Raw genomic sequence first — 25,125 nt, 5'->3', positions numbered from 1 at the left:
GGTTACAAGAGATTAACGAATAAAAATCAGTTGGATCAATGAATCGTATCACCTAAAAGGTGTGAAAAGAAAGGAAGATTGGATGGACGGTTATAAAACCGGTTTAGTTGGTTCTATGATTTTATCGATCTTATGTTTATTGGGAATAATCATAGATTATAGAGGGTATGTTGGTTTTATTTTGTCATTTGTAATCATAATTCCTGGCTTTTTGGGAATTTATTTTACTACAAAAACTACCATGAAAAAGTACGTAGAGTGGACTCTGTTAGTCGTGAATTATTTATTTGCGACTACGCTTAGTGGTTGGTATTTTATTCATGCTTTTTTAGATTTATATAAATAAAGTATTGTATATCTCAAAAAATAAGAAAAAGGAGAAATCAGAATGACTCAAAATAAAAAGTATTTAATTTTATCATTTGTCTTTTTAGGTCTGTCATGTCTGCTTGCTATGCATTATTTTTTACCTTATATGCAATACCCTCTTATATTTCGAAGAATCATTATTATTGGCTGTTGGCTACTAAGCGGATTTAGTTTATTTTTTTGTCGAGGAATCAGGAATAAACTTCTGAAAGTGATTGTCATTGGCATCAACATTTTCTGTATCTATGGTTGGTGGATTTTTTATTGATTGTTAAGTTCTATCAAGTAAACTGGTCATCCGAACAACAATAACTTAAATGAAATTATGAGAGGAGATAGTTATGAACGGTTATAAAATCAGGTTAATTGTTTCTATGATTTTATCGATTTTATGTTTATTGGGAGCAATCATAGATTACGGAGGATATATCGGCTTCATCTTGGTGTTTGTGATCATTATCCCAGGACTTGCGGGAATCCATTTTACCACAAAAATCACTATGAGAAGGTACTTGAAATGGTCTCTGTTAGTCGTGAATTATTTATTTGCGACTACGCTCACCATATGGGATTTGGTCTATGTTTTCTTACAATTTTTTTATAAATAAAAAGGAACAGGCGTATCAAGAAAGATATTGAAAGAAGGAGAAAAAAATGATTCAAAATAAAAAATATTGGATTTTGTCGTTTGTATTATTGATACTTTCATGTCTACTTGCTAGACATTATTTTTTATCCTATAGACTATATCCACTTGTATATCAAAGGATTATTGTCTACGGTTGTTGGATACTAAGCGAATTTAGTTTATTTTTTTGTCGGGCGATCAGTAATAAATTTCTGAAGCGTATTGTCATTAGCATCAACATTTTCTGTATTTATGGTTGGTGGTTTATATATGATTTTTGAAAATACAGATATTCATAAATTTAAAAGGAGAATAAGATGACGAATAACCAATTCAGATTATCTATAGCAATGTTTTTTTCGATGAGTTGCTTTGTTGGAGGAATCATTTCCGGAGAGAGTGCTCTACGAATTATTTTGTTTTTCATGATGACTTTTCCAAGTCTGCTAGGACTTTATTTTTCCACTAAAGTGGAACTTCGACATTATAAATGGTTGCTTATTTCTTTGAATTACTTTTTTGCTACGTATATTGTTATTGGGCAATTCATTGAATGGTTCATTAGAAAGTTTATCCAAATGAGTTAAGGCTATTTTACGAGGAGGAATAGGAATGTTAACCAAGAAAAATTATTTAGAATTTATTTTTTCAATTGTTTTAGGCTCTTCGACAAGTAGTGTTGGTGAGTTAAAATTAGAAGAATTTCATCGAGAATCAATCGAAGCAGAAATAGGCTTCGATTGATTCTTTTTTGTTCTGGATTGATCTTGGAAAACTAAGCCTTGAATCAAGTAAATGCGGTCACGAAAATGGAGGAAATTACGGTAACCATAAGCGACACGTTTAATGACTTTGATTTTATTATTTGTCCCTTCTAATGCTCCGTTACTATAGGGTGTTTTGAAGGCATTTTCGATTCCTTTTCTATATTTATTTAAGAAAGTGAGCTTCTTGCGAAACCATTCAGGAAGCTGCGCGTCTAAAGTATTCACCACTTCAAAAAAGTAGTTTGTATCTTTTTGTTTATAGTGATACAGAAGAAATTGACAGGTGTCATAAGCCAGCTTCAATGTGGAATCATAGCTTAGTAGTTCATCGACTGTGGTTTTTTCAGTCATCGGTCGCTTAAACGAATAATCATAACGGTAGTGTGAGCTATCTAATAGATAAGAATCCTTTAGAAATAACTTCCAGTAACGTTTGAGTCGTTTGTACTTCAGGTGATCTTTCTTGCGATAAGTATTCATGATTTGAATCCGTAAATGATTCAATGCCCGTTGGATATGCTGGATAATATGAAAACGATCCGTGACAATTTGTGCATGGGGAAAAATACTTTTGGCTAATTCAAAATAAGGAGCGTTCATATCCATGACGATATATTGAACATTCTCTCTTGCTTGACGGGTATAGCGAGAGAAAAAGGTGCGTAGATAAGCGAGTTTGCGACTTTCAAGAAGACCAAGAATTTGATTCGTTTGGCCATCCATGAAGATAAAACTCATTTTACCAACACAAGATTTCATCGCTTTAAATTCATCAAAGCAAAGAACAAAAGGCAAGTAGTCAAAGCGGACTTTCAAGCTCTTCACAGCGGCTTTCATGATTCGTAAAATCGTTACATCCGATACGAAGTATCGTAGAGCAATGTCTTTTCTACTGGAGTTGGTCGCTAATTCTGCCATGATTTTTCGTTTCAAGTCGACAGAAATCGAACAATTTCTATCGACTAAAGAAGTTTCAGACGAGAAAGTTGAGCCACACTCTTTACACAGAAAGCGAGTTTTCTTAAGATTGAAGACAGTTTTATGTGAATGAATCGGTAATAATTGAATGGTGGTTTGATGCGTACCATATTTAATCACTTGTCCTTCATTTTTAATTCCACATTTTGTACAACAAGTGGGAGTGTAATCTAAGCGTCCATGAATCACGTAGGTGGTAATACCACCTTCTTTCTTTTCAGAAAGCCATTCTGTAGGGAAAATAATATTTTTATCTGTTAAACCGAGTAATTTTTTAGTATGATAGTCCATGGAGATATCCTTTCTTGATGAGTTTGTTTTAGTCGACTTAATTCTATCAATTTGGATATCTCTTTTTCTATCTTTTTTTTCAAAAAAATAATGTTAGCAGAAAACAAAATTGTTTTCCACCAACACTAGATATTATAGAACCTTGTTTTATTGGCAATCTCTATTCTTTTATTTTTGTTTCATGCCTATCCATATTCTAAATTTCTTTATGAAATCAGAATATTCATCATGACGGTTTGTTGGTTATGTAGCACTGTAAGTTTGTTTTTTTCAACGAAAATCACTTATCCATATTTGAAAAGAGGAATCATATTACTGAATTTTTGTTGTATCTATGGTTGGTTATTTTATTTTGGTTAGTCTATGTGTGCTTGTAAAATAGAAAATTAAAAATAGTAAAAGGAGCGTATAAATGTCTTTTCTAAAAAATAAGTCTTGTACAAAAAAATCATTAGTTCTATTGATATTGTCAATTTTTCTTGTATTTATTACGTGTATCTTTGCTAGTCCCATCTTGTTTGATTCATTTAAGTATCAACCGCATCTATTTATAGTCGCAATTTCGGTTTGTTGGGTCATCAATGGAGGGAGTATCGTATTTGCGCTAGGAATCGCAGATAGATACCTGAAAAGGACGTTGATTACGTTGAATTTTGTGTTTGGCTATGTCTTTTTATCTACGATTTTTCATTTTTCTTTGAATTTTTGAAGCTATTTCTGTTTTTAGTGAGAAATATTGATGTTGATAAGGAGGAGAAAGAAGAATGAAACGTGCATTGAATCTAGTCGTTTTATGTTTGTCAATGCTTGCATGTATCAGTGGTCTATTTTATATACATATTTATTTAAGTGGAGAAATTGAAGGGATTCTTTTTGCATTAGGTTTGAGTTTTCCGGGTTTGATTGGTTTTTATTGTTCGACAAAAATAAAAAAGACGAAGTTGAAATGGTTACTGCTAGGGCTGAATTACCTTTTCGCTACTTACAGTACTGTCTTGATTATCGTAATTTATTGGTTACAAGTCTTCGGGATAGAGTTTTTTACAAGTTAGTACATTTTATTTTATGTATTAATTGAACAATTCAAAAATTAATAGAAATTTTATCTAGTTGTGAGTGGATTTAAGAAAGAAGGAGTCACATATGATTATAAAACAGAATAACAAGTACTGGATTTTATCGATCATCTTTTTGTTCGCTTCTTGTTTATTTAGTAGCAGTTATTTTTCATCTTATAGAACTTTGCCTCTTGTATATCAAGGAATCATCGTTATCAGTTGTTGGTTATTGAGTGGATGTAGTTTGTTTTTTTCTACAGGAATCAACAATAAATTTATTAAGTGTATTGTTGTAGGAGCGAATATTTTTTGTATTTATGGTTGGTGGTTTATATTTTGATTTTTTGAAACTACAGATATTCATAAAATTAAAAGGAGAATAAGATGACGAATAATCAATTCAGATTATTAATAGCGATGTTTTTTTCGATTTGTTGTTTTGTTGGAGGAATCGTTTATGGAGATAGTCCTCAGAGTGTCTTATTGTTTTTCATTATGACATTTCCTGGATTAGCTGGGTTTTATTATTCGATGAAAGCGAATCTTGGACGATACAAATGGATGATTGTTTCTCTGAATTATTTTTTTGCTACATTTATTATTATTGGACAATTCATTCAATTAATTGTTTTAACTTTGAACAAAAAATAGAGTTAAGTATTACTTGAAAGGGAGATTGAAATGAAAAGTACATACAAAAGATATTGTTCATTGATTATTTTACTCTTATCGATCAGTGTAATTACGTTCAGTATGGTTCAAGGAGGTCGCTATAGTATTGAATGGCGAGTAATATTGACATCGATTTGTTGGCTACTTAGCAGTATAAGTTTATTTTTTTCAAGGTTCATTGAAAGTAAAGCCTTAAAAAACTTAGTCATTTTTTTTAACTTTAGTTGTATCTACGGTTGGTTGTTTTCTTTTGGCTAAGTGTCTATTACTGATGAAATGAACAGTAACTTTACATAGAAAAAAGCACCATAACGCCACAATAAATAAAAGATGAATAGGAGATCACCATGAAATTCCATAAAATAGGATTGGGTCTGTCGATGCTGTTGTCTACCTTCTTTATGATAGGGAGCTTTCTATATTGAGAAGATCCACTTTCAAGTTTTGCATTTATCCTGTACATGGTAATTCCTGGACTTATGGGGATTTATTTTACGTACTGTCTTACGATGAGTAACTATCAGAAAGGATATCTCTTAGTCGTAAATTATGGATTTGCGACCGCTATGAGTTTGATGCGTGTGATTGAGTTTATTTCTAGTAAGCTGTGATCGTTAATCGTTGAAAAAAGGAGTGCAATGAATGATTTCAATTGAACCTAAAAGATTTGAGTTTTTTTGCTTACTATTTTTGTGCTTGTCATTTTTTTTACAAGTTTTTATTTTTTATCTTATTCACCATATGCTGGCGAGATTAAATTGATGATTTCCACGATTTGCTGGTTCTTGAGTGGGATTAGTTTATTTTTTTCAACAGGAATAAAATTCGGTTGGGTAAAAGTATTGATCATTTTGGTTAACTGGTTCTGTATCTTTGGCTGGTGGTTTTCTACTAGATAAGTATTTTTTAAAAGGAGTGAGTGGAATGTTTGTAAAAAAAAGTATGCCGAATAAATATATTTCGTTCTATCTATTGGCGCTTTGTTTTCTATTAGGAAGTTTAGTTTTTGTTTTCAAATTTTTTTGGTTATTTGGAACAGTCCAATATTCTTGGTGGATCATTAGTGGAATCAGTTTGTTTTACTCAACTAGAATCCCCTCAGCATTCTTAAAAAGGGTGCTCATTGGCATTCATCTTGTTTTGATGTATGGTATTGTACTAGGAACTTTATTAGGTTTTGTCAGCTTTGGTAAGGTGGAGTATTTATTGTTCCCTGTTGCGTACGTATTGATTGTGGGCGCGCTTCATGAGTTAGAGAAAAAGAAAGCATTCTTTATCATGGGATTGATCATCCCGATGTCTATTTCTACACTCGCATTTATTTATGCTCATTATTTGATTATTTTTCAAAGTCATTCATTCGAAAGTTATTATTTGATTCCTTTGCTTATGTTGATGGTGATCTCTGGCTTGATTGGATTATACGCCGCAACAAAGCTTGAAACTAGCCGGCGAAAATTTTACTTATTGTTTATCAATTATTTGTTTTCTACATATTTCAATGTTGTGCTGTTACTTTTGTTTTTGGTGAATGTAGTAAGAAACTAAATCATGAATAAAACGCCTCTCATAGCAAAGTTTTGGTATCTGAAAAGTACAGAATGGTCCAACTAAAAAACGTCGCTTTTTTAAATTGATTATTTAGGGGTGAAATTTTCAGAAAGATGACGTATAATGTAAAATACTGAAAAGTTGCGACCTTCAACTCGTAGATGTTTCAGAATCTAATTGAAATGATGGTGATACCATGACAGACAACAGCAAAACACGCGTTGTCGTTGGGATGAGTGGCGGTGTTGACTCATCTGTAACAGCACTTTTGTTAAAGGAACAAGGCTATGATGTAATCGGGATCTTTATGAAAAACTGGGATGATACCGATGAAAATGGCGTCTGTACGGCGACGGAAGATTACAAGGATGTAGCGAAAGTCGCTGCCCAAATCGGGATTCCTTATTACTCGGTTAATTTTGAAAAGGAATATTGGGACCGTGTGTTTGAATATTTCTTAGCAGAATATCGTGCAGGACGTACCCCGAACCCAGATGTAATGTGCAATAAGGAAATCAAATTTAAAGCATTCTTAGACTATGCAATGGACTTAGGAGCGGAATATGTTGCTACTGGCCATTATGCGCAAGTCACACGTGATGAAAATGGCGTGTCACATATGTTGCGTGGGGTCGATAATAACAAAGACCAAACGTATTTCCTTAGCCAATTGTCACAAGAACAGTTAGCAAAAACGATGTTTCCGTTAGGCGGTATGGAAAAATCAGAAGTACGTGCGATCGCAGAACGTGCCGGGCTAGCAACGGCGAAGAAAAAAGATTCAACAGGTATCTGTTTTATCGGCGAAAAGAATTTCAAACAATTTTTAAGTAACTATTTACCAGCTAAAAAAGGCAATATGGTGACCCTTGACGGTGAAGTCAAAGGTGAACATGCTGGTTTGATGTACTACACGATCGGACAACGCCAAGGCTTAGGCATCGGCGGCGGTGGCGATTCACAAGAACCTTGGTTCGTGGTTGGAAAAGATCTTGCGACGAACACGTTATATGTTGGACAAGGGTTCCATCATCCTGCATTGTATGCAACCAGTTTAGATGCAAGCGAAATCCATTTTACAACGAATGAACCAATGCCAAAAGAATTCAAATGTACAGCGAAATTCCGTTACCGTCAACAAGATGTACCGGTAACTGTACGCTTATTAGAAAATAATCGCGCAGAAGTCATCTTCGACGAACCCGTACGCGCAATCACACCAGGACAAGCCGTTGTTTTTTATGACGGAATGGAATGTCTAGGGGGCGGATTGATCGATCATGCGTATCAAGAAGCGAAAGTTTTGCAATACGTCTAAGATAATCTAAAAAAGCCACAGGATTTTTTTACGAATCCTGTGGCTTTTTTGCTATTTATTGACAAAAGCATGACCATTGCTTGTTTCTTCCTGCTTATGGATCTCCTTCGTATTATGGCGAACCAGCACAAAGTTTGCAAGTACAAGTAAGGAGGTGGATAAAAAGACACCACGATAACCGAAGATACTTGAAACGCTTGAACCGATCAAGGGGCCAACGACATTTCCAGTGGCTTGGAAGGATTGGTTGTAACTAAAGATTCTTCCGGCAGCTTGTGGGGGAGAGTATTTAGTGATCAATGCTTGGACCGCAGGAAGGAGGCAAGCGTCTGAGATCCCGATCAAAAATCGTAGTCCTGCAAGTTGCCATACATTCGTTACGAAAGCCATTGGGATGTAGACGATCAAAGCGAAGCCTAATCCGATGGCTAAGATTCGTTCACTTCCGATCCTATCGCCTAAGCGTCCGAAACGAGGAGCGGCTATCAGGGTGGCAATCCCAGGAATAGAAGCAATGATTCCGCTGATCAACGTGACGTTGCCATGTCCATGTAATAATTGCCGGATATATAAACTAATGATCGGACTGATCGAATTATTTGATGCTTGAATGATCATTGTGGTAATAAACATACCGATGACGACATGTGGGTATTTCAGGTCACGGAAAATTTGTTTAGCAGAAACCAACTCGCCTTTTTCTACTGGCACAAATTGTTCATGGACAAAAAATAAGCTAAGTAAGAAAACGAAGAACAAAATTGTCCCAGTAATAAAGAAGGTAGGGCGATACCCAAAAGCAGAAGCAGAAAGTCCGCCAAGTAAAGGACCAAGCAATGTTCCGGTCACAGAGCCGGTCGCCAAAGTGCCAAGTACTTGTCCACTTTTTTCTCTTGGAGTACCAGTGGCGACTAAAGCTGTAGCGTTACTGATATAGCCGGAAAAAATCCCCTGCAACAGACGTAATGCGACTAATTGATACACGCTGGTTACTAGACCCATCAAGGAAATCACTACCGCCATCCCTAGAGAAGCGCGCAACAGCATCAACTTTCGGCCTTTTTGATCGGCAAGTCGTCCCCACCATGGAGAAATCAAGGTAGTAACAAGGAATGTAGAGGAGAAGGTCAAGCCACTCCAAAAGTTCAATTGTGACGTACTGTAATTTCCTAACGTATCTATGTAAAGCGACATAAAAGGCATCACTAGACTAAACCCAATCCCTGCCATAAATGTACCAAACCACAAAACCACTAGGTTTTTCTCCCAAGTTTCTCTTTTTCTGAATACTGCCTCTTTTACCCTTGACACCACAATTAAAGCCTTCTTTCTGAAAATTTTCATCTACAATCATTTATTATAAACTACAATGTGTAGTTTATCAACAACAAGTCTTTTTTCTCTTCGTCTTTCATGGTAAACTTAAAAGGATTGAGTTTAGTCCATAAGAGGGGAAATCAAATGAAAAAACGAACGCTGTCACAAGAGAAAATCATCGACTGCTTTCGAGAATTGGCAGAAGAGATGGCTGTACAGCAAATCACTTTTCAACATTTAGCTAAGGCATTGAATATCAAATCACCGTCGCTTTATAACCACTTCAAAAACATTCGGGAAGTGAAAACGGCGTTGACTGCGAAACTTTTAACGGAGTTAAATGATCAATTACGTCGAGTGTTAGTTGGGAAAAGTAAGGGAGAAGCGATCCAAGCGTATGCGCAAACTTATCAGTCATTTGCGTTTCAAAATCAGGCAGTCTATGAACTGCTGATCAGTGTACCACATACGAATGAAGAAATTTTATTAGAGGGAATACACGAAACGAACCAAATCATTTTGCAAATATTTGACGCTTTTTCTTTGTCGAAAGAAGAAAAGGTGCATCGAAGTCGAGAACTGCGAAGTATGATCCATGGCTATCTTTCGTTACGTTTTTTAGGGTACTTTACCAATGAACCGAATGTTTCTCCAGAAGAAAGTTATGTCTGGATGATCGACGACTTTATTGCAACTTTACCAATAAAATAAAAGGCATCATTTAAATTAATTTTCTGAACATTCATAAAATGCCCCTTTTAAGCAAAATTTCTTGCAACTTTCTTGGAAAGTGACTAATATGTTTTTAAGATGATCTGAGAAAAGGAGCGCATGTATGTATCAAGTAATTACAATGTTCGGTGACAATGAGCCTTGGTGGTTCTTTGAAGATTGGCAAGAAGATATTCAAATGGAGGAAACTTTCTCCTCTTTCGAAGAAGCACAACAAAACTATGAAGAAAAATGGCTAGCCATTAAAAACAACTATGAGTATATCCATGCCAAAAATAATTTTCTAAGCGCCTTTTGGAATGATGGCGATGAGCGCTGGTGTGAAGAATGTGATGATGATTTGCAGCAATACAAAGGACTTGCTTTGCTGAAAGATTATCAACCGATCACTTTGGAAAGCAGAAAGGATTTTTATGAAACAACTAATTCTAGCGGAAAAGCCAAGCGTTGCGAAAGACCTAAGCAAGGTGCTTGGTGCTAATCAAAAACACAAAAACTATTACGAAGGACCCAAGGTGATCGTGACTTGGGCCCTTGGTCATTTATTAGGTCTAAAGATGCCAGAAGATCTGAATAAGGAATGGCAAAGCTGGCAGATGGAAACCTTGCCGATGATCCCTAAAAAACTAGGGATCAAACCATTACCAAAAACTGGTCATCAATTGAAAGCCATCAAGCAATTGGCTGGTCGTAAAGATGTTTCAGAAGCAGTGATCGCGACAGATGCCGGACGTGAAGGAGAACTCGTTGCACGTTGGATCTTGGAATATGTTCACTTCAATAAGCCGGTGAAACGTTTGTGGATCTCCTCTCAGACGGACAAAGCGATCAAGACAGGTTTCAGCCAATTGAAACCAGCTAAAAGCTATGATGCGCTTTATGAGTCTGCTTTGGCTAGGGCAAAAGCAGATTGGTTGGTCGGATTGAATGTGACACGTGCGCTGACAGTAAAATATCAAGACAATTTATCAGCGGGTCGGGTACAAACCCCAACCTTAGCTTTAGTGCGTAATCAGGAAAAGAAAATCGAATCATTCCGACCACAAACGTATTTTACGATTTCATTGACAGTCGGCAATGAACAAGCAAAAATGGTCCAAAAAAACCAATTTGCTTTGAAATCCCATGAAGAAGCCCAAGCGTTTGTTAAAACCCTTAGTCAGAGTAAGGGAACAGTAGTCAACATTGAAGAAAAAACAAAGACAGAAAAAGCTCCTCTGTCTTATGATCTAACGGAGATCCAACGAGAAGCCAACCAACGTTATGGCTATTCTGCAAAGAAAACGTTGGGTCTTGTCCAAAGTTTATATGAAACGCACAAGATCGTCACGTATCCACGAACAGATAGTAAATATTTGACGAATGATATGAAAAGTACGATGAAAGAAAGACTTCAAGCCATCAGCGATTTTGCACCAGAAGTGAAAACTTATTTGAAAAATGGTGCAGTGGTTCGTCAAACAAGTGTCTTCCAAGATAATAAAGTAACAGATCACCATGCCTTGTTGCCGACGGAAAATCGTCCACGCTATGAAAAATTAAGCAACGAAGAACAAAAAATCTATCAAATGATCGTGACACGTTTCTTAGGCTTGTTTGCAGAACCACATAAAATCAGTCAAACGAAAATCACTGTCGTATTTGGTAACGAACAATTTGTTTTCCGCCAAAATCGGGTGTTGGAAGCTGGTTGGAAAACGTCTGCGGAAAGTCATGTGGATTCGTTTGACTGGAAAAAGGACATGCGCATCCAACCTGATTTTACGATCAAAAAAGAATTGTCGGCACCGCCGAAACCTTTGACGGAAGCAAGTCTGCTAGGCTTAATGGAAAAACACAGTTTAGGAACGCCTGCGACTCGTGCGGAGATCATTGAAAAGTTGATCAAATCCGAATTAATGGAACGCACACCGCAAGGCTTACAAGTCTCACCGAAGGGCAAGCAGTTGTTAGAACTGGTCAATCCATCGCTTGTGACACCAGATTTGACTGAAAGTTGGGAAAGAGATCTAGAAGCGATCGCGCTTGGAAAAAAACAAGCCAACGTCTTTTTACAATCCATCGAAAAAGAAACGAAGCGACTTGTTCAAGAAATCAAAACAAGTAAGCAAGAATACCAAGACTTTTCGATTACCCAAAAGAAATGTCCGGATTGTGGCTCGAATCTTCGTGAGAAGAACACAAAAGATGGCAAAATCTATGTGTGTACGAATCAAGATTGTAGCTATCGTCGTCGGAAAGATCCGAAAGTCTCTAACCATCGTTGCCCACAATGTCACCGCAAAATGGAGATCATTGAAGGCAAAAATGGCGCTTACTTCCGTTGTAAATTTGACGGGACGACAGAGAAGATGCTAGGGAAAAAAGAGCAGAAGAAAAAAATGACAAAACATGAAGAACGTCGCTTGATGAAGAAATATTCTCAAGCAGAAGAACCGGAAGAAAGCCCATTAGCAGCAGCCTTAAAAGCTGCGATGAAGGATAATTAAGTTACAAGACTTCATACCTTGGCAGATGATCCACATGAGCGAGTAGTCGTTCAAAATCTGCAAAGGGAAATATGATGGTGCTGGTGTTGCTATTTGGATGAAAGCCGACGGTATCTTTGCGATCGATCGAGGAGTCAATTACTACTTGGATCTCGTTTTCTAAATCGTTGACTAAGGCAAATGGATTGACGGTGCCTGGCGGAACATGCAACAACTGTTTGACTTGTTCTTCTGACACAAACGATAATCGTTTTTCATTCAACTGTTCTGCCAATAATTTCAAGTCGGCTTGTTTTTCATCAGGTAAGACGACAAAATAAATTTGTTTGCCTTTCTTTGATTTGACCAAAAGATTTTTGACTTGTGGACCTGGTAAAGTAAAAGATAGATTTTTGACAGAAGTAATGGCTGGATGATTCACTTCTTGGTAATTGATTGCCAATAGATCAAGCAATTCATAGGCCTCTTGTTTCGTGGCATGACACATAAAAAACAATCCTCCATTCATTTTTTATTTATTTTAGCACAAAAAAGATTGACAAATAAAAATGAATCAGGTAAATTACTCATTAAGTTAAATAAAAGACATCGAAAAGAAGAGTAGCAATTAAGTGTTTGAAGAGAGTCTCTGGTTGGTGAGAAGAGGCAATAACTGATTGTGAAACACATCTTGGAGTCGATTTTCTGAACAGCCAGTAAGAAAATCCGGGAAGCCCGTTATAGCTGCGGTCGTTGTTAGACGACCAGATAAGGTTAGTTTTGCGAGAAACTAATAAAAAAAGGTGGAACCACGTATTTTGCGTCCTTTGGTCTTCGGATCAAAGGACTTTTTTTGTTTTTCATGTGGTTGGAAGGGACAGCTAACAATGTACCCCTTTAAAGAAAAGAGGAGGAAAAGAAAATGAATGATTTATTAGAAGTGATGCCACAGTTGTTAGTAGGGGCGCTGACAACCTTGAAATTATTTGCCTTTACCTTGATTGGTTCTTTGCCATTAGGCATTATTTTAGCCTTAGGGTTGTCGTTACATTTTAAACCGATCCGTTATTTCCTACAAACGTATGTCTGGATCATGCGAGGAACACCGCTATTATTACAATTGATTTTCGTGTTCTACGGCTTGCCAACGATCGGGATCGTGTTTGATCGCTTCGAAGCTGCTTTGATCGCATTCATTTTAAATTATGCTGCCTATTTTGCTGAGATTTTCCGTGGTGGTATCCAGTCGATCCCTAAAGGGCAGTATGAAGCAGCTCAAGTCTTACAGTTGAGTCCTTTCCAAACAGTGACAAGAATCATTATTCCGCAAGTAACAAAAATCGTGTTACCTTCTGTCGGCAATGAAGTCATCAATCTAGTGAAAGATTCTTCGTTGATCTACATCTTAGGTTTAGGTGATGTGATGCGAGCGGGTAAGATCGCGATGGAGAGAGATGCAAGTTTACTTCCATTGCTTGGCGTGGCACTGATCTATCTCGCACTAACAGGAGTGCTGACGATCGTGTTGAAGCAAATTGAAGAAAAATTAAATTATTACCGCTAAGAAACGAGGAGGGAACAGCGATGATTGAATTAAAAAAGATTAGTAAATCATTTGGTGACAAACAAGTGATCAAAGATTTTGATTTAGTAATACCGGAAGGACAAACATTAGCGATCGGCGGACCGTCAGGAGGCGGTAAAACAACGATGTTACGGATTTTAGCCGGTTTAGAAAAAGCTGACAGTGGTGAGTTTTACCTAGATGGCACGAAATTTGACCCTTTTGAATTGAAAACAGAAGAACAAGTGGTAGGCGTCGTGTTTCAAGATTTCCAGCTTTTCCCACACTTGAGTATTTTTGACAATATTACTTTAGCGCCTAAAATGGTGTTGAAACAAAGTAAAGAAGAATACACGAAAAAGGCGGAGGAATTAGCGGACTCATTAGGGATTCGTGATTTATTAGGAAATTATCCTTATCAATTATCTGGAGGACAAAAACAACGTGTGGCCATTGCTCGTGCGTTAGCGATGAACCCACGAGTGTTAGCTTATGATGAACCGACGAGTGCATTAGATCCAGAGTTACGCCAACAAGTAGAGAAGTTGATTCTTTCATTAAAAGAAGAAGGCGTGACCCAAATCATCGTGACCCACGATTTAGTCTTTGCTGAAAACGTTGGGGATCAATTGATCAAAGTTATGCCAAGTAAGTAGGAAAGCGGTGGGGAGAAAATGAAAAAATTCAGCTTTTTGATTTTATCTTTGATTGTTTTTTTCTTTTTAACTGGCTGCACGAATGAGCGGACAGCGACAGAAAGCTGGTCAAGAATCAATCAAGAAAAAAAGATTATCGTAGGGCTAGACGACAGCTTTGTACCAATGGGTTTTCGTGATAAGGATGGCAAACTGACAGGATTTGATATTGAGTTAGCGAAAGCTGTCTTTGATGAATATGGCATCACCGTTGAGTTCCAACCGATCGATTGGTCGATGAAAGAATTTGAGTTGAACAATGGAACGATCGATTTGATCTGGAACGGGTATTCAAAAACACCGGAACGTGAAGAAAAGGTCTTGTTTACAAAACCGTATATGAAAAATGATCAAGTGTTGATCACGCCAAAAACTTCTGGCATTACAAGCTTTGAACAAATGCAAGACAAAATCTTAGGCGCACAAAACGGTTCTTCTGGTTATGATATGTTTGTCAGACATCCAGAAATACTCAAAGACTATGTGAAAAATCAAGATGCAGTTTTGTACGCCAGCTTTAATGAAGCATTGATCGATTTGAAAAGTGGCCGTACAGATGGTGTGTTGATCGACAAAGTCTATGCCGAGTATTTTTTGAACATACGAGACGAATTAGATAATTTCAATGTGATCAAAGGGGACTTTGATGGAGAAGATTTTGCTGTCGGTGCGCGAAAAAATGACGAAATACTTGTGGAAAAAGTCAATGATGGCATAGCCGAATTGGTTGAAAACGGAAAATTTAAAAAGATCTCAGAGAAGTGGTTTGGTGAAGATGTCACACCAGAATAGGTGACAGGATGACAGGAAGGATCGAATCATAGGGGAAGTCAGAATAGTGGAACAGCATCTGCTGCTCCACTATTTTTGTTTGTTTTGGACTTATTTTTAAAATGACTAGACTTTTGCTTATAAATGTCAAAAATCTACTTGGTAATGAAAAGGGTTTCGTGTTATTCTAAAGAGGTAAAGATTGAACTAGGAAAGGAAGATGTTCATGGAACACCAAAAATTAACAGCATTTCCTGATGATTTTCTTTGGGGATCTGCTTCAGCTGCCTATCAAGTAGAAGGTGCATGGCAAGAAGGCGGAAAAGGTGAGTCCGTTTGGGATCGCTTTGTTCGTATTCCAGGTAAGACATTTAAAGGAACAAATGGCGACCTAGCTGTTGATCATTATCATCGTTATAAAGAAGATATTGCCTTAATGAAAGAACAAGGTTTGAAAACGTATCGCTTCTCTGTGGCTTGGACACGTATTTTTCCAAATGGCCGCGGCGAGATCAATCAAGAAGGCTTAGCTTTCTATATGGATTTGATCGATGAATTGATCAAACACGACATTGAACCAATGTTGACATTGTATCATTGGGATCTGCCACAAGCGTTGCAAGATGAATACCAAGGGTGGGAATCTCGTCAGATCATCGAAGATTTTACGAACTATGCAAAAACCTTATTCGAAGCATTTCGTGGCAAAGTCCACTATTGGGTGAGTTTGAACGAGCAAAATATTTTCACTTCACTCGGTTATTTATTAGCGGTACATCCTCCAGGAGTGACTGATCCAAAACGAATGTATCAAGTAAACCATATTGCCAACTTAGCTAATGCAGCAGTGATCAATGCGTTCCATGAAATGGATATGCCTGGGAAAATCGGACCAAGTTTTGCGTATACGCCAAACTATCCGATTGACAGTGATCCAAAGAACATTTTGGCTGCTGAAAATGCGGAAGATTTGATGGCACATTATTGGATGGATGTTTATATGTGGGGCAAATATCCAATCGCTGCGATGAAATTCTTGGAAGAACAAGGGTGGGCGCCAACGATCGAAGAAGGTGATGAGGAGCTATTAGCCTCTGCGAAACCTGACTTTTTAGGCATCAACTACTACCAAACAGCAACGAACGCCTTTAATCCATTAGATGGTGTCGGCGCTGGTAAGATGAATACTACAGGTAAAAAAGGCTCATCAGAAGAAACCGGCGTGCCTGGCATGTACAAAAAAGTAGAAAACCCATTTGTCGAACGTACAAATTGGGATTGGGAAATCGATCCAGAAGGTTTACGTATTGCTTTGCGACGAATCACGAGTCGCTATCGTATCCCTGTGTTGATCACGGAAAATGGTTTAGGTGAATATGACAAATTGACAGAGGATAAAAAGATCCACGATGACTACCGTATCAACTACTTGGAGAGTCATGTCAAAGCCATCAAAGAAGCTATTTCAGATGGTGCAGAAGTCTTGGGCTATTGCACATGGTCATACACAGATTTGCTGAGCTGGTTAAATGGCTACCAAAAGCGCTATGGCTTCGTTTATGTAGATCAGGATGAAACACAAGAAGGGTCACTTGATCGCTACAAAAAAGATAGCTATTACTGGTACCAACAAGTGATTCGTGAGAATGGCGCAAATATAGGTGAGTAGAGGGTATCTTTTGTCCATTCCCTCAATAAAAAGATGAATAATGGAAGAAGAAGAGAGGACTTTAGTCCTGCTCTTCTTTTTTATCATGAAAGAAAATCAGCAATCGAGCAAACAAAACTTTTGTTCGCTTGCTTTTTTTTGTATAATGGAACTTGATGAAAAGAGGGATATATCATGGCAAAGAAAAAACGTCCTGCTAAAAAGAAAAGAAAAACAAAAAAACAGAAACAGCAGCAGGAGCAAATGATTGCGATCGGTGTTGGCTTTGCTTTTATACTATTTGCCGTCTTTGGCTTTTTGAAATTAGGCTTTTTAGGCATTTTAGTGGCGAATGGCTTTCGCATAGTCGCTGGCAATACGTATCAGATCCTCTGTGTATTATTAGCAGTTTTAGGATTTTGGATCATGGTCAAAAATAGAGAATTCACGATGGGTAAGAGTCGTCGTTGGCTGGGAGTCGGCCTGTTTTATTTAGGTATCTTACTCTTTTTACATGCCAATCTTTTTGGAAAATTGAACAGCGGAGAACCCAATATCATTGGAACGACTTGGGATCTACTATCGGCAGATATTCGTCAAAGCCAAATCACCACGAATGTCGGTGGCGGTATGTTAGGTGCATTTATTTATAATCTGACATTCTTTTTGATTGCTCAACCGGGAAGTTATTTCGTGGCTGTTTTATTGATTATTGGCGGAGCAGTATTATTCAGTAATGTTGAGGGGCATCAATTATTGAATGCCTTACAAGTGATGGGAGATAGATTCCAAGAACTGTTAGAAGGCGACCCAGAAAAACAGGCACGTAAACAAGCTGCGAAAGAAGAGCGGCAAAAGCAACGAGCAGAAGCGAAGGAAGCAAAACGTCTTGCTGCGAAAGAAGCAGCCGAAGCTGAAGCTGCGGAAATGGAACAAAAGCGAGCCACTCGTCAAAAGAATCAAGTCCAAAAGGAAACTTCTCCTATTTATGAAGAAAGTGAACCTGAACAATTGAGTTTTGTGCCGATTGACAGTTTCCAAGGAAATGTCCAACCTCCTGTTATGGAACCTCCTAAACAGGATGAAATGACCCAAGCACAAGAGTCGTCCGAAGATGAGTTATTTGAAGATGATGGCACTGCATTAGAATTTGAGATCGAAGCAGAAGAAGAAAATCAAGCATACGAACTACCTTCAATCGATTTATTAGACTCTGCGCAAACCGTGGATCAAAGTGATGAGTACAAGAAAATCGAAAAGAACATTGGCGTGTTAGAACAAACTTTCCAAAGTTTTGGTGTCGATGCGAAAGTCGTCAAAGCGAGTTTAGGACCATCTGTGACGAAGTTTGAGATCCAACCAGCTGTTGGAGTAAAAGTAAGTAAAATCGTTAGTTTAACGGATGATATTGCCTTAGCTTTAGCCGCAAAAGATGTTCGTATGGAAGCACCGATCCCTGGGAAATCATTGATCGGGATCGAAGTGCCGAACAGCAAGATCAGTATGGTTTCGTTTAGAGAGATCATCGAAGCCCAACCGGATCATCCAGACAAGCTATTGGAAGTCCCTCTAGGACGAGATGTTTCGGGTCGTGTCCAAACGGCTGATCTATCGAAAATGCCTCACTTGCTGGTTGCTGGTTCGACTGGTAGTGGGAAGTCTGTAGCCATAAATGGGATCATTACAAGTATCTTGATGCGAGCAAAACCTCATGAAGTCAAACTGATGATGATCGACCCGAAAATGGTTGAGTTGAATATGTATAATGGTATTCCGCATTTATTGACGCCAGTTGTGACTAATCCTAGAAAAGCAGCACAAGCGTTGCAAAAAGTCGTTCAGGAAATGGAAGAACGTTATGAGAAGTTTGCTGCAACTGGTGTGAGAAATATCTCTGGGTACAATGAATTTGTCCAACAAAAAAATCTGGAAAATGGAACCAAACATCCGACTTTACCATTTATCGTCGTCATTGTTGATGAATTGGCGGATCTGATGATGGTTGCAAGCAACGAAGTCGAAGATGCGATCATCCGTTTAGCGCAAATGGCTCGTGCCGCAGGTATCCATATGATCTTAGCGACACAACGCCCAAGTGTGGATGTTATCACCGGTATCATCAAAGCCAATGTGCCTTCACGAATGGCGTTTGCTGTTTCCAGCGGAACAGACTCACGAACGATCATTGATTCTAATGGGGCGGAAAAGCTCTTAGGACGAGGGGACATGCTCTTCTTACCAATGGGTGAGAACAAACCGATCCGTGTTCAAGGCGCCTTCATTTCAGACCATGAAGTGGAACGTGTGGTTAACTTTGTCACCGATCAACAAGAAGCCAATTACGAAGAAAAAATGATGCCAACGGATGAAGTTGAATCAGCTGGTTCAGCTGAACAACCACAAGATGAACTATTTGAAGAGGCAAAAGCATTAGTTATCGAAATGCAAACCGCTAGTATTTCTCTGTTGCAACGTCGTTTTAGAATCGGCTACAACCGGGCAGCTCGTTTAGTCGATGAATTAGAGGCCCACGGCGTCGTAGGCCCTTCAGAAGGCAGTAAGCCTCGAAAAGTTTTTATTGAGCAAGTGGAAGAGTCAATGGAGCAACCATTATCTGAAAATCAGGACATATAAAATGAAAGCAAGAAATCTGTTCTTATCGAATGGATTTTTTGCTTTTATTTTGCGTTTAGTCCAAAAAAATATCTTTCATGGAAAAAAACAGGCAGTAACAAAACGATTTTTATAAAATTATTCATGTTAAAAAAATGATAAGCTTAAAGTCACAATAGTTTTTTAGATGAAAGGAGATTCACTGAATGAACGATGAGAAAACCAAAAAGGTTGAACAAGTATCAAATGAAGCTTCCCAAAAAATGACGAACGAACAATTGACAGAAACAATGAATGAAGTGCCTGAAAAACCTGTCAATGCGCTACAGGAAGAACCAATCAGCGAACCGAACGAAGAACCAGTGAAAGAACTAGTCGAAGAACCAATCAGCGAACCGAACGAAGAACCAGTGAAAGAACTAGTTGAAGAACCAATCAGCGCACTGAACGAAGAACCGATCAAAGAACCGATCAAAGAACCGATCAAAGAACCGATCAAAGAACCAATACAATCAACAAGCCAAACACAAAAAGCAACGCTTGATGAACCCCAAGTCGGCTTGGCAAATTCTGAGTTTCAAAGGGGCAATCAGGAAGTACCGCAAGAAATCAAAAAATGGAACTGGGGAGCATTCTCTCTAAATATCATTTGGGGAATCGGGAACAAAACGTATCTTCCATTACTGTGTTTGATTCCACTATTCAATCTTGTTTGGGTGTTTATTTGCGGATTCAAAGGCAATGAGTGGGCATGGAGAGATGGAAACTATACGGATGTAGAAACATTCAAACAAGTCCAAAAAACTTGGAGTCGAGCTGGCATAGCGATGTTTATTATTCAAATTGTGATCATCCTTTTATATCTTGTTTTCGTCGTATTCATTCTTTCTAGCTTATGGTATATTCGTGATTCTTTTATCCGGGATTCTTATAACTATGATCCTTACATTTATGATGGTTATTACTACTAGAAAGGAGAAAACAATATGCATCAAAAAATGATCAAAACTATTTTTATATTGAATATCGTTCAAACAGTGATTTATCTTTTTGGTTTCTTTAACCGAGTAGCAGAGCAGTCAGGTCTGGTTCCTCTCGTCTATGTGACACGTCTATGGGGGAATTTTTATGGAATTATTTTTTGGTCGATCCTAAGTATGATTTGCGTGATCGGCTTCACTTTAACCTTATATTTATTGCTTTCAAAAGCAGTAGATTCTAAAAAAACAGTCGGGTTGATCATTTCTGCTATTGGTTATGGTTCCCCACTGCTATTCAGTTTTTTCTTGATCATTCCAGCAACCTTGTTGATTTTAGGGCTTATCTTTATTAAATGGATGATTTTAGATCCAGAAAAATCAGTAGAAGAATACGATGAGTTGCATGATACTCATGCATGACCTAAATAAGATTTAGTACAAGTTTTTAACGATTATTTAGTTTCTTTTGTGAACTATTGCATTAATATAGGGAATCAGTTATAGTATGTAGCGATACTTTGAAAAAAAGAGGGAATAATCGTGGAAAAACAATCCATTTATGGCTTAACAAATAAAGAATTGACTGCTTGGTTTTTAGAACATGGTGAAAAGAAATTCCGTGCCTCACAAGTATGGGAATGGCTCTATCAAAAGCGTGTCACAAGCTTTGAAGAAATGACGAATCTTTCAAAAAGTTTGATTGAAAAACTATCAGAAAACTTTGAGATCAATCCATTGAAACAAGTGATCGTGCAAGAGGCAAGTGATGGGACAGTCAAATACTTGTTTGAGTTGCCAGATAAAAATATGATCGAAACGGTGTTGATGAGACAAGAATATGGCTTATCTGTGTGTGTAACTACACAAGTCGGATGTAATATTGGCTGTACTTTTTGTGCCAGTGGTTTATTAACGAAAAACCGAGACTTAACAGCCGGTGAGATCGTAGCGCAGATCATGATGGTCCAACATTACTTTGATGAACGTCAACTGGGGGAACGAGTATCCCATGTCGTGGTGATGGGGATCGGTGAACCGTTCGACAATTACGACAATGTGATGGATTTCTTGCATATCATCAATGATGCCAAAGGTTTAGCAATCGGTGCTCGTCACATCACGGTGTCAACCAGTGGGTTGGCAAACAAAATCAAAGAATTCGCTGAAAATGGATTACAAGTCAACTTAGCGATATCATTACATGCACCAAATAATGAAGTCCGTACGTCTATGATGCGTATCAATCGCCGTTTCCCAATTGAAAAATTGATGGAAGCAGTGGATGAGTACTTGGAGAAAACCAATCGCCGGATCACGTTTGAATACATCATGCTGAATCAAGTAAATGATCGTCCAGAACACGCGCAACAACTGGCTGATCTGTTGAAAGACAAGAAAAAATTAACTTATGTCAATTTGATTCCTTACAACCCAGTAAGTGAACATGATCAATATTCAAGAAGTCCAAAAGCGGATGTATTGAAATTTTATGATGTGTTGAAAAAGAACGGCATCAATTGTGTGATTCGCAAAGAGCATGGGACAGATATTGATGCAGCTTGTGGGCAATTGCGTAGCAAACAAATGAAAAAAGAAAAAACTGTAGCAAAATAAATATTCTTAAAGTTAAGTTTTCTTTCCTTCTCTTTTTCTCGTTTGGCTGATAGAATAGGCTGAAATTGGAATGGAGGGGAATAGGATGATCATCAGTGAATTTGATCGTAGAAATATCGGATTGAAGGATCAGTTAGCTGACCTTTTGCGTTTGACTTGGCCGAAGGATTACGGTGAACAACCAATGAAAGAAGTCGAGCAACTACTAGCGACGGATCGAATCGCCGTCTCAGCGGTTGAACAAGATCGTTTGGTTGGTTTTATCGGTGCGATTCCGCAGTATGGAATGACTGGTTGGGAAATTCACCCTCTAGTAGTAGAAACTTCTTATCGAAAGCAGTATATCGGTAGCCGCTTAGTTGATTATGTTGAGAAAGAAATCGCCTCTAAAGGTGGTGTGATGGTTTATTTAGGAACAGATGATACGGATGGAGACACAAGTCTTAGTCATACGGATCTTTTTGATCATCCGTTAGATAAACTGAAATCAATCGAAACCTTCAACAAGCATCCTTATACATTTTATGAAAAAATGGGCTATCAAGTCGTTGGAGCGATTCCTGATGCAAATGGGATTAATCAACCAGATATCATCCTGGCAAAACGACTTGGAGAAATAAACCAATGAATGAAGCACCAAAATGATTTTTTTTAAATCGAATAAAACATGCGAGCCTCCCCTAGTGCGGAGGCTCTTTTTTGTGGCAAAAACCGAACATTCATATCTAAAGTTCCTATAACAACCATTTTTTTATGATTATTTTATTCGAAAGAGGATTAGATAAAAATCCTTGATTTATCTCATTTTTTCAGAAAAAAATAATAAAACGTTCATGGAAAAGTCATTATTTTTTAGAAAAAGCGAAAAAAACTGTTGCAATTTTAATAATTATTCATTAAACTCATAAACAACTCAGAAAATACTAATTATTCTGAAAATTTCGATAAAGGGGTACGGAAGATGAAAAAGAATTTAACTTTTGGTGTTGTGGCCTTATGTGGGCTTGTACTTGCTGGTTGTTATGGTGGCAGCAGTGCAGATACAAGTGGTAGTGGTTCTTCAAGCAGTGGATCAGCAGATGGAGGAGGCGTCTTCAACTTAGTAGTACCTCAAGAAATGCCGTCAGCCGACCTATCGGTTGCAACAGATACAATCAGTTTTACTGCACTAAATAATGTGTATGAAGGAATCTATCGTTTAGATGAAGATAGTAAACCTCAACCAGCCGGTGCAAGTGAATTGGCTGAAGTTAGTGAAGATGGATTGACTTATAAAGTCAAATTGCGTGAAGACGCAAAATGGTCAAATGGGGAGCCTGTCACAGCAGCTGATTATGTTTACGGTTGGCAACGTACGGTAGACCCAGCGACGGCATCAGAATATGCGTATCTTTTTGCACCAGTTGAAAATGCTGAAGCAATCACAGCAGGCGACAAAGACAAATCAGAATTAGGCATCAAAGCAGTTGGCGATTATGAATTGGAAATCAAATTAGCCAAACAAACACCATACTTCCAATACTTACTTGCTTTCCCTTCATTCTTCCCACAAAGTCAAGCAGTGGTTGAAGAACATGGAGATGCGTACGCATCATCAAGTGACAACGCAGTATACAACGGACCATTTACTTTAGCTGATTTTGATGGACCAGGTACTGATACTGAATGGACGTACAAGAAAAACGAAGAGTACTGGGATAAAGATGCAGTTAAATTATCAGAAATCAAAGTCAGTGTCGTAAAAGAATCTTCTACTGCATTGAATCTATTCAAAGATGGACAAGCAGATGATGTCATCTTATCAGGTGAGTTAGCACAACAAAATGCGAATGATCCAGCTTATACGTCAGTTAAAGAAGCACGTACAAGTTATATCGAGTTCAATCAAAGAGAAGATGATTCACCATTCAAAAATGTGAACTTAAGAAAAGCCATTTCTTATTCAATCAACCGTGAAGCATTAGTGAAACAAGTCATGGGTGATGGTTCAGTTGTTTCAACAGGCTTGATTCCTGCAGACATGACTAAGAATCCTGAAACAAATGAAGATTTCGCAGCAGAAGCCGGCGAATTAGTATCATATGATCAAGACAAAGCAAAAGAATATTGGGAAAAAGCGAAGAGTGAATTAGGAATCGACTCATTAGAATTTGAATTGATGGCATCAGATGATGACTCAACGAAAAAAGTGATCGAATATATCCAAAACTCTATCCAAGAAAACCTTGACGGTGTGAAAGTAAAACCTACACCAGTACCATTCTCTGTTCGTTTGGATCGTTCATCATCTGGTGATTTCGATACAGTATTAGGTGGCTGGGGCGCAGACTATGCTGACCCAAGTAGCTTTACTGACTTATTTGTAACAGGCAATTCATACAACCGTGGTCAATGGTCAAATGCAGACTATGACAAAGCCGTTGAAGCATCTGCTTCTAAAGATGCAGGTGACGAACAAGCGCGTTGGGCTGACTTACAAGAAGCGAATAAAATCATCGCTGAAGATATGGGTGTCGCACCAGTTTATCAAAAAGCTGAAGGTCATTTAGTTAATCCAAAAGTCAAAGGTATCGTTCATCATGCTGCTGGCGCATCATGGGATTACAAATGGACATATATTGAAGAATAATCTGTCCTAAAAAGAAAAAAGAGCGTCTGGGATGTTTGACAAATCCCAGACCTCTCAATTTTCTGATCCTAGTTATTCTTTTGGCCGTTCATTTAGACAAGTGAGATGAGCGCAAAGACAATCGAAAACACAAGCAAAATTCCAGCGATGATCAGCCAAAAGGTATACATACCGTAGCTGACCGAAGATAGGGAAGTAAATTCTGGTTTTTCCTTCCGGTTTCTCGTTCGTGCTAAGTGAAACGAACGTTGAAAGTGATCAAAGAAACCTGAGGAGAACACCCATAAAAATCCGCCGATAATCAAAAACGGCAACGCACATAAAAATAAATCATTGGATAATTGAAGAAGGGTCAACTGATCAGTCAAAGCATTTTTAAGTAACACGAGGACGATCACTAAACCGGCAAACAAATAAGGACGATATTTTTTTTTCATTTTTTTGCTCCTTTATCATTGGTTC

General features: G+C 37.9%; 24 protein-coding genes and 1 other annotated feature. Of the genes, 20 read left to right on the top strand and 4 right to left on the bottom strand.

The window, feature by feature from the left end; translation table 11 throughout:
* Positions 1-82 precede the first annotated feature (82 nt).
* The 3 genes from I2F89_RS10385 (at position 83) to I2F89_RS15655 (ending at position 1,741) form a co-directional block, all read left to right on the top strand.
* The gene (locus I2F89_RS10385; RefSeq protein ID WP_086334371.1) at positions 83-346 is read left to right on the top strand and encodes a hypothetical protein; all 264 of its coding nucleotides are present in this window, start codon (positions 83-85) and stop codon (positions 344-346) included.
* Positions 347-710: 364 nt separating this feature from the next.
* A complete protein-coding gene (locus I2F89_RS10380) occupies positions 711-977 on the top strand; it encodes a hypothetical protein (protein WP_019724199.1) in 267 nt (88 codons plus the stop codon).
* Positions 978-1,609: 632 nt separating this feature from the next.
* Complete coding sequence (locus I2F89_RS15655; protein WP_267473330.1) at positions 1,610-1,741, top strand: hypothetical protein; 132 nt, start codon at positions 1,610-1,612, stop codon at positions 1,739-1,741.
* Here I2F89_RS15655 and I2F89_RS10375 read toward each other — a convergent pair.
* The gene (locus I2F89_RS10375; RefSeq protein ID WP_086335299.1) at positions 1,702-3,033 is read right to left on the bottom strand and encodes an ISL3 family transposase; all 1,332 of its coding nucleotides are present in this window, start codon (positions 3,031-3,033) and stop codon (positions 1,702-1,704) included. The genes I2F89_RS15655 and I2F89_RS10375 overlap by 40 nt on opposite strands.
* Positions 3,034-3,797: 764 nt before the next feature.
* Between I2F89_RS10375 and I2F89_RS10370 the strand changes: the two genes are divergently transcribed.
* From I2F89_RS10370 to mnmA, 4 genes are all read left to right on the top strand, one after another.
* On the top strand, positions 3,798-4,085 hold the full coding sequence (locus tag I2F89_RS10370) for a hypothetical protein (RefSeq protein ID WP_074800608.1): 288 nt from the start codon (positions 3,798-3,800) through the stop codon (positions 4,083-4,085).
* A gap of 390 nt (positions 4,086-4,475) precedes the next feature.
* Positions 4,476-4,742 (top strand): hypothetical protein, encoded by a 267-nt coding sequence (locus I2F89_RS10365; RefSeq protein WP_108143881.1) that lies wholly within the window; start codon positions 4,476-4,478, stop codon positions 4,740-4,742.
* A 945-nt stretch (positions 4,743-5,687) separates the two neighbouring features.
* Complete coding sequence (locus tag I2F89_RS10360) at positions 5,688-6,311, top strand: hypothetical protein (protein ID WP_071866653.1); 624 nt, start codon at positions 5,688-5,690, stop codon at positions 6,309-6,311.
* Between the two features lie 199 nt (positions 6,312-6,510).
* Complete coding sequence (gene mnmA / locus I2F89_RS10355) at positions 6,511-7,632, top strand: tRNA 2-thiouridine(34) synthase MnmA (RefSeq protein ID WP_066025126.1); 1,122 nt, start codon at positions 6,511-6,513, stop codon at positions 7,630-7,632.
* 51 nt (positions 7,633-7,683) lie between these two features.
* Here the strand turns inward: mnmA and I2F89_RS10350 are convergent, their stop codons facing one another.
* Positions 7,684-8,946 (bottom strand): multidrug efflux MFS transporter, encoded by a 1,263-nt coding sequence (locus I2F89_RS10350; protein ID WP_195514301.1) that lies wholly within the window; start codon positions 8,944-8,946, stop codon positions 7,684-7,686.
* A gap of 147 nt (positions 8,947-9,093) precedes the next feature.
* On the opposite strand from I2F89_RS10350, the gene I2F89_RS10345 reads away from it, so the two are divergent.
* The 3 genes from I2F89_RS10345 to I2F89_RS10335 all read left to right on the top strand — a co-directional run bounded on the left by I2F89_RS10345 (position 9,094) and on the right by I2F89_RS10335 (position 12,170).
* Entirely contained in the window at positions 9,094-9,660 is a 567-nt protein-coding gene (locus tag I2F89_RS10345) for a TetR/AcrR family transcriptional regulator (protein ID WP_010736170.1), read from the top strand.
* A gap of 124 nt (positions 9,661-9,784) precedes the next feature.
* A complete protein-coding gene (locus tag I2F89_RS10340) occupies positions 9,785-10,162 on the top strand; it encodes a DUF1033 family protein (protein ID WP_074800622.1) in 378 nt (125 codons plus the stop codon).
* On the top strand, positions 10,095-12,170 hold the full coding sequence (locus I2F89_RS10335; protein WP_195514300.1) for a DNA topoisomerase III: 2,076 nt from the start codon (positions 10,095-10,097) through the stop codon (positions 12,168-12,170). The genes I2F89_RS10340 and I2F89_RS10335 overlap by 68 nt, the downstream gene beginning before the upstream one ends.
* A gap of 1 nt (position 12,171) precedes the next feature.
* Here the strand turns inward: I2F89_RS10335 and I2F89_RS10330 are convergent, their stop codons facing one another.
* The gene (locus tag I2F89_RS10330) at positions 12,172-12,657 is read right to left on the bottom strand and encodes a prolyl-tRNA synthetase associated domain-containing protein (protein WP_074800628.1); all 486 of its coding nucleotides are present in this window, start codon (positions 12,655-12,657) and stop codon (positions 12,172-12,174) included.
* Positions 12,658-12,749: 92 nt separating this feature from the next.
* Positions 12,750-12,980: a binding site (T-box leader), on the top strand.
* 91 nt (positions 12,981-13,071) lie between these two features.
* Between I2F89_RS10330 and I2F89_RS10325 the strand changes: the two genes are divergently transcribed.
* The 10 genes from I2F89_RS10325 (at position 13,072) to I2F89_RS10280 (ending at position 24,663) form a co-directional block, all read left to right on the top strand.
* The gene (locus tag I2F89_RS10325) at positions 13,072-13,713 is read left to right on the top strand and encodes an amino acid ABC transporter permease (RefSeq protein WP_071866648.1); all 642 of its coding nucleotides are present in this window, start codon (positions 13,072-13,074) and stop codon (positions 13,711-13,713) included.
* 20 nt (positions 13,714-13,733) lie between these two features.
* Entirely contained in the window at positions 13,734-14,369 is a 636-nt protein-coding gene (locus tag I2F89_RS10320) for an amino acid ABC transporter ATP-binding protein (protein WP_010736165.1), read from the top strand.
* Between the two features lie 18 nt (positions 14,370-14,387).
* Positions 14,388-15,200 carry an amino acid ABC transporter substrate-binding protein gene (locus tag I2F89_RS10315; protein ID WP_071866647.1) on the top strand — a complete coding sequence of 271 codons (813 nt, stop codon included), beginning with the start codon at positions 14,388-14,390 and terminating at the stop codon, positions 15,198-15,200.
* A gap of 205 nt (positions 15,201-15,405) precedes the next feature.
* Positions 15,406-16,848 (top strand): glycoside hydrolase family 1 protein, encoded by a 1,443-nt coding sequence (locus I2F89_RS10310; RefSeq protein WP_065096128.1) that lies wholly within the window; start codon positions 15,406-15,408, stop codon positions 16,846-16,848.
* A 174-nt stretch (positions 16,849-17,022) separates the two neighbouring features.
* Positions 17,023-19,461, top strand: coding sequence for a DNA translocase FtsK (locus tag I2F89_RS10305; protein ID WP_195514299.1), 2,439 nt, complete (start codon positions 17,023-17,025; stop codon positions 19,459-19,461).
* 539 nt (positions 19,462-20,000) lie between these two features.
* On the top strand, positions 20,001-20,411 hold the full coding sequence (locus tag I2F89_RS10300) for a ribonuclease G (protein WP_086335207.1): 411 nt from the start codon (positions 20,001-20,003) through the stop codon (positions 20,409-20,411).
* A 15-nt stretch (positions 20,412-20,426) separates the two neighbouring features.
* On the top strand, positions 20,427-20,840 hold the full coding sequence (locus I2F89_RS10295) for a hypothetical protein (RefSeq protein WP_074800641.1): 414 nt from the start codon (positions 20,427-20,429) through the stop codon (positions 20,838-20,840).
* A gap of 120 nt (positions 20,841-20,960) precedes the next feature.
* A complete protein-coding gene (rlmN, locus tag I2F89_RS10290; protein WP_010736158.1) occupies positions 20,961-22,034 on the top strand; it encodes a 23S rRNA (adenine(2503)-C(2))-methyltransferase RlmN in 1,074 nt (357 codons plus the stop codon).
* 85 nt (positions 22,035-22,119) lie between these two features.
* A complete protein-coding gene (aac(6'), locus tag I2F89_RS10285) occupies positions 22,120-22,662 on the top strand; it encodes an aminoglycoside N-acetyltransferase AAC(6')-Ii (RefSeq protein WP_071866643.1) in 543 nt (180 codons plus the stop codon).
* Positions 22,663-22,995: 333 nt separating this feature from the next.
* Complete coding sequence (locus I2F89_RS10280) at positions 22,996-24,663, top strand: peptide ABC transporter substrate-binding protein (protein WP_010736156.1); 1,668 nt, start codon at positions 22,996-22,998, stop codon at positions 24,661-24,663.
* Positions 24,664-24,755: 92 nt separating this feature from the next.
* Here I2F89_RS10280 and I2F89_RS10275 read toward each other — a convergent pair whose 3' ends face one another.
* A complete protein-coding gene (locus I2F89_RS10275) occupies positions 24,756-25,100 on the bottom strand; it encodes a DUF3899 domain-containing protein (protein ID WP_010736155.1) in 345 nt (114 codons plus the stop codon).
* Between the last annotated feature and the right edge of the window lie 25 nt (positions 25,101-25,125).

Origin of the sequence: Enterococcus sp. 1001283B150225_161107_E12 (assembly GCF_015556925.1) — a bacterium.
Lineage (GTDB): Bacteria > Bacillota > Bacilli > Lactobacillales > Enterococcaceae > Enterococcus_B > Enterococcus_B mundtii.
The sequence above is the reverse complement of the archived record's forward strand: the minus strand, read 5'-3'. Positions and strand labels throughout refer to the sequence as shown.